Below are 13,303 nucleotides of genomic sequence, written 5' to 3'. Positions count from 1 at the left end.
ATCTGATCCGAGGATCAGCTCGCTTTCATCAAGCGCCCACACTTATCGGCTGTTAATTTTTAAAGAGCATTCTGCGAGGAACTTCGTGTTTCCCGGCAGCGCCGCGTTTTCAGCAGCAGAGAAGCGAGATTATGAACCGTGTTTCGCAGATCGTCAACAACTTTTTACACTACATCGTTGCGACTGCGGGGCTCAACTTCCTGTACCGCCAAGGCTCGCTACATCCCGAACCCGACAGCACCGCTTCCCTTCCTCCCGCGCCGCGTTTCCGTTAGCGCGAAAGAGGCGTGATTCTATGCATCCGCCCCTATCCGCGCAAGCCCTTTGTGAAGAAAGTTTGAAAAAGCCTCCGTGCGCTGACGCGCACGGAGGCTTCAGGCTCGACGGACCGTAAAACGCAACGCCCGCCGCCCTCCAAAGATATGACGAAGGCGCCGCTTCCCTTCTATATAAGAGGACGCGGAACAAGCAAGGAAACGGGCGCGGTCGAGTATCATGCCGCGACCGAACCACGCACTCATATTGATGATGGACAGCACGACTCAATCCGGCGACAGCGACCTTCGCGACGAATATGCGGCACTGCGCGAACGCGCGATCCTGCTGGAAGAACAGGTGCCGCCGCTTCTGCAACGCATCTCGGACATGTTGCCGCGCATCAGCGGCGAATCCGAACTGGCCGACACGCATCGCGAGCGGCTCGTCGGCGCACGCAATGCGGCGCTGGTCTCGATCGAAAACTATCAGCAGGCCATTCCGTTCCTGCAGACGGCCGACTCGATCATCGAGCAGCTGGACAAGGCGCCCGAACGCGACGAAGACATCGAGTGGCGCGAATCGCTGCTGCAACGGCTGGACGAGCTGATCGACGTCGCGGTCGTGATGATCGACGATGCGGACAGCTACTTCGAACACGCGCAAGCCTGCGACCTGTCCAGCGTGCCGAAATCCATCCTCGAGAATTGAGCAGGCTTACCCGAAATCGCGCGATGCAGAGGCGTCGCGCCACGCCCGCCGACAGTCGCTAGCTGACCTCTTCGTCGCCGGGCCTGCCGCATCCCCTCACGAAACGCCCCCTGCGATCGCCATCATCCCGCGCAGAGCCACACGCCACTCCTACGGCGAATCGAGCACGATCGTCTCGCTCACCATCGGCACACGGATGTATCCGCCCGCCGCATCGCCGTACGCATGCGCGTTCCCGTCGATCACGTATTGCGCGGTCAACGCACACAGCGTCGCGTCGCGCGCATCGACGGAACGCAGCGTCGATACGTCAATGCCCAGCCGCTCCAGCAAGTGCCGGCGCTGGTTGCGCTTCTGCTTCGCCGACGCCACGGCCTTGCCCAGCATCGCGCAGGTAATCGCATACGGATAGGTTTCGAAGCTCACGCGTCCGCCCGCGTAGCGCGCGTCGGTCAGCAGCGGATAGGCGCCGGCGAGCGCGCGGTAGACGCGCTCGCCCATGAACATCCAGTCGAAGAAGCCTGACGTGCTCGCGACGGCCTGCGCCCGCGACGGTGTCGGAAAGCACGAGATCCGTTCACGCGCGAGCGCCTGTTCGGCCGCGCGGCGGCCGCTCCCCGCCCACCACAGGCTCGGCGCGTCGACGCCGATGGCGACGACATCATGAGCGAGGCACAGGGCGGGCAGCGACTCGGGCACGATCCGCGCTTCCCGGCAGACGACCGTCGACCCACGCAGGATCACGAGATCGCACAGCTTCCTGTCGCCGCCGACGTCGACGCCCGCCACGGCAGCCGATTGCCGTGCGGCGGATCGGGCCGATCGCATAACGCGTGCGTCAGTCCGCCGGCCGCGCGGCGTACGCGGTGTCGAAGATCGCCTCGAGACCGGGATGGACGCCGCGCATCGGATCGACGACCGACTTCGCCCAGTCGAAGTACGCCTGCTTGCGTTCGAGCGGCCAGTCCGCGGGCGGATGCCGGGCGATGTCGCGCAGGTTGCAGATCTTGTCGGCCAGCTTCACGAGCTTCGCGCGCCGGCTGATGGTGGCCGCGTGTTCGACCTGCAGACGCTTGCGTTCTTCCTTAGGCAACGACTTGTCGTCGGTGACTTCCATCACGATGTCCGCCACGTCCTTGCCGAACAGCCGCAGCAATTCCTGCTCGGTCGTCTCCGTATCCTCGACCGTGTCGTGCAGCACCGCCGCGACGATCACGCGTTCGTCCTCGACGCCGGCTTCGTTGGCCAGCACGTCGGCGAGCGCGATCGGATGATTGATGTACGGCGACGCCTCTTCGTCCTTGCGCCGCTGATTGCGATGCTTGTCCGCCGCGAACGCAATCGCGGCTACCAGCTTCTTCATATTCCCCCCCTCGTGTGGCCAGACCCGCGACCGTTGAACCGGCCGCATGCGTTTCGGAACTACTCATACTACCTGTACGCGATGACCCTTCCCGCGCACCGACCCTCCGGCATACCGCGCATCACGCGCCGGCCGGCGCGCGCTGCAACTCGACCACGTTGACCCGCGCGCCGAATACGTCCCGCACGAGCGGCAGCAGGTGGTCGTGGTGCGTCAGGAACAGCACCTGGGTGCGCGTCGACAGATCGCGCAGCGCATCGAGCCCCGCCTTCGCGCGCGCATCGTCGAAATTGATGAACAGGTCGTCGGCGACGAACGGCAGTGCGGTGCGGCTGCCGAGCTGCAACTCCAGCGCCGCGATCCGCAGCGCGAGGAACAGCTGATCGCGCGTCCCTTCGCTCAGCCCGGCGACCTCGACCGACGTTCCCCTCGTGCGGCGCGCATACAGCGCGGGCGGCGCCCGCTCGGTATCGACGGTCAGCTTCGCGAATTCGCCCAGCGTGAGCCCCGCGAAAATCTCGCCCGCGCGCCGGAGCATCGGCCCCTGCTTCTGGTCGCGGTAGCGATCCGTCGCCCACTTCAGCAAGCGGCTCGCGGTGGCTGCCTCCAGATACTGTTCGGCCGCGTCGCCCATCGCCGCCAGCGCCTCCTGCCGTTTCGACTCGGCAACCGCCGCGTTCGCCTGGCCGTCGATCGCGCCGAACGCCTGGTCGGCCACGACCTGCTGCTGCGCCAGCTCGTTCAGCCGCTTGCCGACATCGCCGAGCGACTGCTTCACCGCTTCGAGATGCGCGGGCACGTCGGCAATGTCCTGTTCCGCCACCTCGGCCTCGACGGCGGACCGGGACAGCCCGTCGCCGTCGCGCACCAGCGCTTCATGCGCGGCATCGACCGCCTGCCGAAGCTCGCGCTGCCGATCCGAGCGCTCGGCCAACGGCAGCGCCGCGTCGATCGACGCGACGCCGGCCAGTTGCAGCAGCGGCTGGATGCGCGCATCGGCGCCCGCGACCGCGGCGGCCGCGTCCGCGACCTTGGCGTCGGCCTGCCGCACGGCCTCGTCGGCACGATCGATCGCCCGCGCGACTTCCCTGGCGGCCGCGAGGCGCATCGTCAGCCGGCGCGCCACGTCCGGCCAGTCGCCGCTCGCCAGCCATTCCGGCGCGAGCGCTTCGGCAAGCCGCCGCGCGCCGGCCTCGAGCGCGGCCAGCTCAGCGCGGATCGCGGCGATCCGGTTGCGCGGCGCGTCGGCATCGGCCAGTTCGGCCGTCACCGTGTTCGCGAGCCCGAGCGCGCCTTCCGCCGCGGCCAGCGTCGTCGCGCTCGCGGACAGTTTCGCGTCGGTCAGCGCGTCGCGCCATTGCGCTTGCCACGCGTCGTAAGCCGCTTGTGCAAGGTCGGCCCGCGACTGCGCGGTCGCGCACCCGCGTTCGGCTTCCCGCGCGCGATCGTCGAGACTGTCCTTTCGTGCGGCCGCTTTCTCGGCCGACTGGACGAAGGTCTCGGCAACGGCGACGAGCGCGGCCAGCCCGTCCGACTCGCCGCCTCGCGATACCGTCGACAGCGCCGCACGCAGCGCGGCTTCCGCGCCGGCGCGGGCAGCACGCATCGTGTCGAATTCGCGGCGCTGGCGATCGAGATCGGCCTGCGCGGCGAACACCGCGTCGCGCTTCGCCAGCCAGTCGCCCATCGCCGCCAGCGGCATGCCGGGCACCGCGGCCGCCGTCGCGAGCGCGGCCCAGGCGTCGCGATGCGCGGCGCGTTCGCGCTCGCGTTCGTCGAGCGCGGCCTGCCGGCGCGCCACGCCCGCACGCGCGGATTCGACCTGCTGACGCAGCGACTGCAGCGTCGCCGCGGCCTGGGTCGCGCCGAGCTGTGCATCGACGAGTTCGTCCGCGAGACGAATCGCGTCGTCGACCGCCGGTGCGCCCGTCACGAGATCGACGGCGCCGCGGCGGATATCGCCCCACGCGCCATCGCGACGCGCGCGTGCCGCCAGCACGTCGGCGGTCGTGACGACCTTGTGGTTCTCCGCGAAATGCCTTTCCTGCAATTCAAGCCGCTCGAGCTCTTCGAGCGCACCGTCCCGCGCGTCGCGCGCGGCAGCGACGGCGCTCGCGCGTTCGCTGTCTTCCTTGAGCAGCGCGGCAAGCCGCGCCGCCGACGGCACGTCGAGCGCACGCAGCGCGTCGACCGGCATGCGCCATTGGCCGAGTGCATCGAGCGCGCCGGACAGCGTGCGTTCGGCAGCCGCGATGTCGTGCGCGAGCGCCTGCTCGCGCGGGCCGCTGTTGCGAAAACCCTGCGCATCGGCCAGCGCCGCGCGCAACGCTTCCGGCACGTCGACGGTCGACAGGCGCGCCTGTTGTTCGCGGACCTGCGCCAGTTCGCGCGTGCGTTCGTCGAGCGATTCGCGCGCGCCGGCAAGCGCCTGGTGCAGCGCGCCATGTTCGCGCAGCAGGTTCGCGACGGTTTTCAGCGACAGCGCCGTCGGCAACGCGGCGCGCAGCGACGCCTCGTCCGTCGGCCAGCCGAGCTGCGCGGCCGCCGACGACGCGGCGCACAGGTGCCGCTCGACGTCCGCGCCGAGCAGCAACAGATCCTGCGCGTGATTCATGCATGCGCCGCGCAGCCGATCGAGCGCCTCGATATCGGCTTCGAGCGCCAGCGTGTCGGCGTCCGCGACAATCGCGTCGCGCGCCTGCCGCTTCGCGAGCAGGTCGGCGCGCCGTTCCTCGAGCACCTTCCGCTCGGCCGCGAGATCGCCCTGCGCCTTCAGCAGATCCGCATACGCGGTCGGCGGCAACTCGACGACCGCGCCCAGTTCGGCCAGCGCCGCGTCCTTGACCGTCAGCTCCTTCAGGTACGGCGCGAGCCGCCGCACGCGTTCGAGCTTCGAGCGCAGCGCTTCGAGCCGGCGCTGTTCCGCGCGCGCCTGCTCGATCTGCTGCTCGACCGCTTCGCGCGCGTCCTTGCGATCGACCCAGTCGCGCGTGCGCACCTGGACCGTCTTCAGCTCGGCCACCGCTTCGTTGAATGCCGTTTCGGCCAGCGCGAACGCGCTACCGCTGCGACGCGGCGCCCACAATTCGAGCGCGCGCGCGTCGAGTTCCTCGCGCACCGGCCCGAGGCTGCCCACCCCGGCAGCCGATTCGAACAGCACCTGGCCGAGCTTGTCCGAGGCATCGAGAATGCTGCGGCCGCCATCGACCAGCCGCCCGTGATCGAGCCCGAACATCTGCTCGAAGAATTCGCGCGTCGCGCCATCGAGAATCGACGCCAGATAGTCGTCGGGCAGCTTGTCGTCGGCGGGCGTGCGCAACGGACTGCGCCCGCGCGCACGGTGGAACGCGAGTTCGCCCGTGCCGCTCTCCAGTACGCCGCCGATCCGCAACTCGGGCGTGCTGTGCAGGAAATCGAGCGGCGTCTGCAGCTTCATCCCGAACAGCAACTCGGACACGGCCGTGCGAATCGTCGACTTGCCGGCCTCGTTCGGCCCGACGATCACATGGAAATCCTCGGCGGCCGACGGGAACCGCAGCGTCTCGTCGGTGAACTTGCCGTACTTGATCAGATCGAGCTGACTGATGCGCATCGCTTATTCCCCCCTCGCGAGCCGCGCGAGCAACGCGGGCCCGACCTGCTCGACCAGCGCCGTCAGCTCGCCCGCCCGCGCCATCGTCAGCAACGGCACGTCCTCCTTCACGTCGCTGCGGACCTTGCCGACGAACGGCTTCAGGTCGCGCTCGAGCAGCGCGAGGAAATCCGGATCGTGCGCGGCATCGGCCAGGATCTGCTTCAGGTCCTCCAGCGCTTCAAGTTGCTCGCTCTCGCCCGGCTGATGATCGGCAGCGGACGTCGCGAGCCGGACCTTCTCGAGCCACAGCCGCTCGTTGCCGATGATGCCGATCTGGTTCAGCACTTCCGCACGCAACTGCGGCGCGCGGCCGAAAAAGAGGCCGTGCGCGGGCGTGCGCCCCGTGACGGTGACGCGCACCGCGCGCGGCACGTGGCCGTCGACGGTCAACAGCGCCTCCAGCGACTGGCCGATCTTTCGCGACAGATCGGCCACCGACAGGCAATCGGACGCATCGACCGACACGGCTTCCCAGCGCAGCACGTCGAGATACAGACGTTCGACCTGCGTCCTGCCTTGCTCGACCGTGACGAGCACCGCGCCGCGCCGGCCCGTCTCGCGGATATGACGTCCCTGCAGGTTGCCGGGAAACACGACGGTGGAGGAGCCCGTCCATTGCTGGAATTCGTGCACGTGGCCGAGCGCCCAGTAGTCGTAGCCTTTCGCGTGCAGTTCGGCCAGCGTGCATGGCGCGTAGTTCGCATGCGCCGCGTAGCCTTCAAGCGCCGTGTGCAGCACGCCGATGTTGTAGTGCCCGGGCACCGGGTCCGGATAGCCGATCGCGAGATTGTCGACGACGGCCTTGTCCTTGAAGCTCTGGCCGTGCAGCGCGACGTCGAATTCCGGCAGCCTGACGGTTTCCGGCTTGCGGTGGCCGAACACGGTGACGTTGTCGGGCAGCGTCAGCTTCTTCGTCATCTCGCTTTCGGCATCGTGGTTGCCGCCGAGGACGAACGCGCGGATGCCGGCCTTGCGCAGGCGCCCCATCTGCTGGCCGAAGAAGATGCCGGTGTTGTGATCCTTCCAGTCGCCGTCGTACAGGTCGCCCGCGATCACGAGGAACGCGACTTCCTCTTCGATCGCACGATCCACGAGTTGCCGCAACGCCTCGCGCGACGCGTTGCGCAACTGCGCGGCCGGCGCGTCGGGATACGCGCTCAGGCCGTGCAACGGGCTGTCAAGGTGAATGTCTGCCGCGTGGATGAACTTCACGAAGGTTCCTCTGTTTCATGGCGAACGGGCGACGCCGCTCGCACGGGCCGTGCCGTCATGCGTCGTCCCGATAGCCGCCGGGCTTGCCGCCGCACATGCGACACGCGTCGGACCGGATCATGCTGCCCGCTGCAAGCGGGTCGGGATGGTACCTGAAAGCGGGTAACGACATGCGCTCTCCGTCGGTCGGGATGACGGGGAAGCACGCGATACCGATGCGAACCGACATTGTGCCGCAGCACGAGCGAGCGACGGCGATACCGCGCCGCTGAAGAACGGGCAGCGCACGACATGATGGCCGCGCGATCGCCCAATAGCGCGGACGCGCGCCGAATCGTGTGTCGGGCGAAACCAAACGGGAACGGCGTTGAACGGGCAGCAGGAAAGCACACAGGCTCGCCCCGCGTGCGTCACGATGCACGCGAGCGCCCGGCTACCTGCGCTCACTCGCCGCGCGGGACCGGCGGCGGCGCATAGCCGTTGTCGTTGCCGGGAAACGGATTCGCGCTGCGGCGCAGCGCGTCCTCGTCGCTCTCCTTCTGCGCGAACAGCGCGACGCCGATCACGCCGACGTTCGCGGCATCGCCGTACTTCGAATTCGCGACATAGCTGTCGGGCACGGCCGCGAAGCGGAACGCGGCAACTTCGTCGCGGCTCTTGCGGAAGCCCTCGATCGTCAGCGTGCGGCCCGGATACAGCACGTAGCCGCCGTTCGTATAGCTGCCCGGCCGCCCCGACCGCACGTCGAGCCCGTCGACCGTCGACACGACTTCGAACGCGCGCCGCCCCTGGTTGCGCAACACGATCATGTAGCGCGATCCCTCGACGCCCGCCATGTGCCAGCGGCCGTCGCGGCGCGCGAGTCGCAGCGGCGCGCCCTTCTCGTCGGTAAACGACAGCGCGATGTCGCCGTTCGCGAGCGCGACGCGGGTCGGCAGCCGACGCACCTGCGACGCGGGAAGATGGCCGGGCAGCACGTCGTTGTAGTAAACCGACGCCAGATCCGTCGGATTCGCCGGATCCGCGCGTTCGAATTCGACCTGCCGGGTTTCGGATCGCACCGACTCGCCCCACGCGGTGCCGAGCCCGCGGCGCTCGCTGGCATCCGGTGCGGGAGCGGACGCGGTGGTACTGGAAGGCGGCGGGGGCGGCGCCGCACAGGCGGCCAGCCACAGCGCGCAGGCGAGCGCGAGAAGACGGAACAGAATGGTCATGACGTGATGCCTCGGAATGTTATCGGACCGCGCCGGGCGCGCCGGAACGGTGTTTTTGTATCGTCTGTCGTCACGGTGTCGATCGGACATGCTGGCCCGTGCCGACCGGCGCTGCCATCGCGGCGACCGGCGGTCGGGAGCCCTGCTATTTAAGCATGGCGCGCGTGCATTGGGCAGGGGTCGGCCGTCGATCCGGGATTGATCGAGCGCGGCACTTCGGTGATATTCGTTGGAGGTATTTTCTCACCGATGGGCGCGTTGCTGCCGGGCGACCCTGCGCGGGTGCATCGTCAAAGCTCGGTACTTCAACCGCTCGCGATCCGCGAATACAGTCGGCAGATAACGTTTCGATGCCGGCACGACTTGCAACAAGGCAACGTATCGCTCTCGGGCAATGCGGTAACCGGGACGACGGCGGCCCCCCGTCCCGGCATCGACTATTCGACGACGTCGGTCGTCGCGATCCGACGGCGCCGACCTCGGATCATCGTCTCGCGCGCGGTCTCACCGGCGAACCGCCCCTCATGCGGTGACCAGCTTTTCATCCGGCTGCTGGAGAAAACCGTCTTCGTAGAAGTAATCGAAGAACGTGCGCAACCAGTCGTTGGCCGGACGCAGACTCGATGCGAGCACGTCGCCCGCGAGCCGCTTCAGTTGGGTGACGTCGATCGGAAGAATGCGCCCGACCGTCGGATCCGCAACGGGATTCAATTTCTTGAGCACCGGAATCAGCATCGAAAGCGGATGCGCCGGGTCCTGCCGCACATGCTCGGCCAATGCCGCGAGCCACGCGTCGTAGCTCACCCGCTCGATCGCGAAGCCTTCGTCTTCGATGAAATCGACCAGCGCGTCCAGCGAGTTCCAGCGCGGGTTGATCACATGTACGCCCTGCCCCGCGGCAGTCGGGTCGAGCGACGCGCGTACGATGATCCGGCTGACGACGTCGACCGGCAGGATGTTGTCGAACCCGACGTCGCGCGGCGCCTTTCCAAACAGGATGATGCCCTTGATCAATCGACAGAACAGATCGTCCAGGTTCATCCGCCCGCTCACCGCATGCCCGACGATCCGCGCCGGACGATAGACCGTGACGGGAACGCCGCGCGCGTGCGCCTGCGCGAGCAACTGCTCGGCGACCCATTTGCTCTGTTCATAGCCGCTCGTCAGGTGTTCGTGGAACGGCACCGCGAGCGTTTCCGGCAACGCATCCGAATAACGGTTCAGCGTGCCGACCGTGGACACGTAGTGAATCGGCGTCACGCGATGCAGGCTCGCCAGTCTGACGATGTCCTGAGTCGCCAGCACGTTGACCTGCTTCAGCGTTGCGTACGGATAAACGAAGTTGACCAGCGCGCCGTTGTGGTAGATCGCATCGATTTCACGTGCGAGCGCGTCGAATGCAGCCGCCGACAAGCCCAGGTTCGGTTCGCCGAGATCGCCCGGCACGGCGACGATCCGATCGCGGTGCTGCGCGTCCCACAAGCCGTGCGACTGCATCGCGGCCTCGATACGTCGCACGCCGGCGGCCGGATCGTCGGCGCGCACCACGCACATCACGCGTGCGTCGGTCGTCGCGAGCAGCGTATGAAGCAGGTGCACGCCGAGGAATCCGGTCGCGCCCGTGAGCAACACCGTCCGATACGGGCGCCATGCATACGGTTGCCGTGTCCCGATCGCCGGGTCGAGCCGCGCTTCGCCCGGCAAATCGACGGCCGGCGTATCGCGACGCACATCGCCATTCGCGATACTGGCGGCCAGGCCGGCGATCGTCGGCGCGGCCAGCAGCGTTTCCATGTCGATCGGGTGCTGAAGCCGCTCGCCGATCTGATACAGCATCACGGTGGCTTGCAGCGAATCCCCGCCGAGATCGAAGTAATTGTCGTGAATGCCGATACGCGGCTGCTTGAGCAACACGCACCAGATGTCGTGGATCGCCGTTTCCACCAGGTCGCGAGGCGCCGCATGGCGACCATGCCGGCGAACCTCGACGTCACCGGAAAGCAGCCGGACGCGGTCGATCCTGCCTTTCGCGGAACGCGGCAGGGCGGCGAGCGCGACGACTGCGCCGGCGGACAGTGCCGGCACGCCGCGCAGCCCGGCCAGTCGGCGCACGATGTCCGCGGCGTCGGCCGTCGCGTCCTGATGGAACAGCGCATGGTCCCATTGTCCGCTTTCGGCGATCCGCTCGACGAGCGCCACCTCATCGACGCCCGCCTGCCGTGCGACGTCGGCCTCGAAATCGAGCCAATCCGCCGTCGTCTCGTCGGAACACGCGCTTCGGTCGGGCAGCCACGTATGACAGCCATGCTCGGTGTGCCACGCGTCCAGCGTCGTGCGCAACCACGTACCGTTGCGCGTGACGGTCAGGCTGTCGCGGTCCGGCTTGCCGTTGCGCAACATCAGATCGGGCACCGAATGCCCCGACACGACGAGCGTACCGAGCGCGTCCCCACCCGCCGGGTTCAGATGGGTGTCGGCGACGAACACGGATTCATTGGCCGATACCACGCCCGATTCGACGCGATCGAATCCATCGGCCGACGACACCGCATGCGGGAGCGACCACGCAGGCCAGCACAATTGCCGGAAACGTTTCGCGCCGGGTGCGAGCTCGGCGAGTCTCGCGGCGTCCGCACGCGTCAATGAGCGTGCATCGGCCATGACCCAGTCGGTGCGAAGCGCGCCGGCCGACAGCATCGACGCGGCGCGGACGATATGACGCGTCGCTTCCGGACTCAGGACGATACCGTGCCAGTGCGCATCCGGAGACGCCGCTCGCCGCAGAAACGCGGGATCGCCGGCGCTCGCGATCTGGTGCAGCGACAGCCCGGCACTCAGTGCACCCAGTACCGTCCACAACGCCGTATGCGACAGCGGCCCGTCGCCGAGCGCAACATCCCGCGATGCACCGGCCGGTAACGTCGCGCCGAACGCGCGCGCGGCTTCGACAAGCTGGGCGTGCGTATAGCGCACGACATGCCAATCGCCATCGACATCGCGCCGCAGCAACGAACATGCGCCCTGTACCGGATCTGAACAATCGTCGAGCGCACCGTCGATTTGCCCGTACATCGGGTCCTGCTCGTCGAATACGTAACACATGACGCCGGTCAACGGCGTATGCTGCGCGGTCGTCACGCAGCTTCGCAGCGGTTCCGGCGACCAACTGCCGTCGACGAGCGCATCGAACGCGGCCGACGGCAGATTCGGATCGGTCATCGCGCAATCGACGCCATACGTCAGCCCGGACAGCAGCAAGACCAGCCCGGAGACGGGGTCGTCGCATGCAATCAGCACGCGCTCGCCCGGCCGATAGCCGAAACGCCGCCATTGATGAACGGCACGCTGCACGCGATCGGCCATCGTTCCATAGGTGACGCCGTGCGCGCCGCCCGGCGACTCGCGCCCGTCCAACCGGGCAAAGGCGATTCGATCCGGCGTGCGTGCGGCATGCGCGGCGATATGCGCCGACAACGTCGCGTCGCCCATCGATGCGTGTGCGGATGCGTCGGGCGCGCCGCCGGTACCCGTCGACGGTCGCGCATCGAGCATGAGATCGCGCACTTTTCGCGGGGTCGCGTCGGCCAGGATTTCGAGGAGCCCGCGGTACTGCGACGCCATGCGTTCAATGAACGCCGCGTCGAAGCGGGCCGTGTCGTAGGTCAACTGAAACGTCAGCGTATCCGTCGGCAATACGATCAGCGCCAGCGCATAGCTCGTTTCCTCGACGGCGCGCGGGTCGTCGATCCGCCACCCGCAACTCGCCGCGAGCCGGTCGAACGCATCCCGGCCCGGATAGTTCTCGAATACGTAAAGCGTGTCGAACAGCGATTGCTGGCGCGGCACTTCGCTGCATTTCAATACGTCCGCGAGTGCGCTGTGCGCATGCTGTTCCAGGCGCTGCGTATCGGCTTGCAAGCGTCGCAACCAGTCGGCCGTATCGAGCTCGCCGTCGAGCGTCGCACGCCACGGCAGCGTGTTGATGAACAGGCCGGCCATGCGTTCGATGCCGTCCACTTCTGCCGCACGTCCCGATACGACGATGCCGCCGACGACGTCGTCGCAACCGCCGTAGCGCGCAAGCAGCATCGCCCACGCACCCTGGCACAGCGTATTGAGTGTCACCCGGGCGACGCGGCACGCGCGGCCGGCCGCCTCCATCCATCCGGCCGGCATCGTGTCGGCCCGAACCGACAGCGTGCGGCGCGTGTCGGCGCCGCTTGTGGCACCGTTCGCCGGCGAAGGGCATACCGACGGCGCGAATCCTGCCGGCCTGCGATAGCCGCGCAACAGATCGCGCCAATAGTCGAGCGAACTGTCGCCATTGCGTGTGCGCAGCCACGCAACGTAGTCGCGATAGTCCCGCGCGATGGCAGGAAGCGGCGCGTCCGGGCGGGAATAACGCTGAAACACCTCGCCGAGCAGCAATGGCATCGACCAGCCGTCGAGGATCGCATGGTGATAGGTCCACAGGAACCGATGCCGCTCGTGACCGAGGTCGATCAGCGTGACGCGCATCAGCGGCGCGACGCTGAAATCGAAGCCGCGCGCGCGGTCGCTCGCGAGCAATCGATCGAATCGATCGGCTTGCTCGTCGGCCGCGTGATCGCGCCAGTCGATCACCTCGAACGGCAACCCGACCGTATGCCGGACGACCTGCAACGGATTCTCTTCGTGCAGGCGAATGAACAGCGTCTTGAGTGTGTCGTGGCGATGCACGACCGCTTCCCACGCGCCGCGGAATCGCTCGAGGTCCAGCGGGCCATGCAACACGCAGGAAAATTGCTCGACGTAGATGCCGGAGGCCGGATCGAGTCGCGAATGGTGAAGCATGCCTCGCTGCAGAGGCGTGAGCGGGTAAATGGTGTCGACGTTTCGGGTCATCCTGGATTCCTGGTGCGGTCATGCTCGACG

The 13,303-nt window shown here is 67.5% G+C and carries 7 protein-coding genes; 1 reads left to right on the top strand and 6 read right to left on the bottom strand.

Going from position 1 to position 13,303, the window contains the following annotated elements; genetic code table 11:
- The first annotated feature begins 495 nt into the window (after nucleotides 1-495).
- Nucleotides 496-966: a hypothetical protein gene (locus tag HWX76_RS35230; RefSeq protein ID WP_050016596.1), complete on the top strand. Its 471-nt coding sequence runs from the start codon at nucleotides 496-498 to the stop codon at nucleotides 964-966.
- Between the two features lie 150 nt (nucleotides 967-1,116).
- Here HWX76_RS35230 and HWX76_RS35225 read toward each other — a convergent pair whose 3' ends face one another.
- The 6 genes from HWX76_RS35225 to HWX76_RS35200 form a co-directional block, all read right to left on the bottom strand.
- A complete protein-coding gene (locus HWX76_RS35225; RefSeq protein WP_050016598.1) occupies nucleotides 1,117-1,794 on the bottom strand; it encodes a DUF429 domain-containing protein in 678 nt (225 codons plus the stop codon).
- A gap of 10 nt (nucleotides 1,795-1,804) precedes the next feature.
- Nucleotides 1,805-2,329: an HD domain-containing protein gene (locus tag HWX76_RS35220; protein ID WP_006489846.1), complete on the bottom strand. Its 525-nt coding sequence runs from the start codon at nucleotides 2,327-2,329 to the stop codon at nucleotides 1,805-1,807.
- 121 nt (nucleotides 2,330-2,450) lie between these two features.
- Nucleotides 2,451-5,921 carry a YhaN family protein gene (locus tag HWX76_RS35215; RefSeq protein WP_176017059.1) on the bottom strand — a complete coding sequence of 1,157 codons (3,471 nt, stop codon included), beginning with the start codon at nucleotides 5,919-5,921 and terminating at the stop codon, nucleotides 2,451-2,453.
- 3 nt (nucleotides 5,922-5,924) lie between these two features.
- Entirely contained in the window at nucleotides 5,925-7,175 is a 1,251-nt protein-coding gene (locus HWX76_RS35210; RefSeq protein ID WP_124654927.1) for a DNA repair exonuclease, read from the bottom strand.
- 443 nt (nucleotides 7,176-7,618) lie between these two features.
- Entirely contained in the window at nucleotides 7,619-8,389 is a 771-nt protein-coding gene (locus HWX76_RS35205) for a hypothetical protein (protein ID WP_050016603.1), read from the bottom strand.
- 522 nt (nucleotides 8,390-8,911) lie between these two features.
- Entirely contained in the window at nucleotides 8,912-13,273 is a 4,362-nt protein-coding gene (locus HWX76_RS35200) for a thioester reductase domain-containing protein (protein ID WP_279612916.1), read from the bottom strand.
- Nucleotides 13,274-13,303 lie beyond the last annotated feature (30 nt).

The organism is Burkholderia sp. BCC0398 (genome assembly GCF_902833245.1).
In the GTDB taxonomy this organism is placed as follows: Bacteria; Pseudomonadota; Gammaproteobacteria; order Burkholderiales; family Burkholderiaceae; genus Burkholderia; species Burkholderia sola.
Note: the sequence above shows the minus strand (reverse complement) of the source record. Positions and strands in the feature narration are given on the sequence as shown.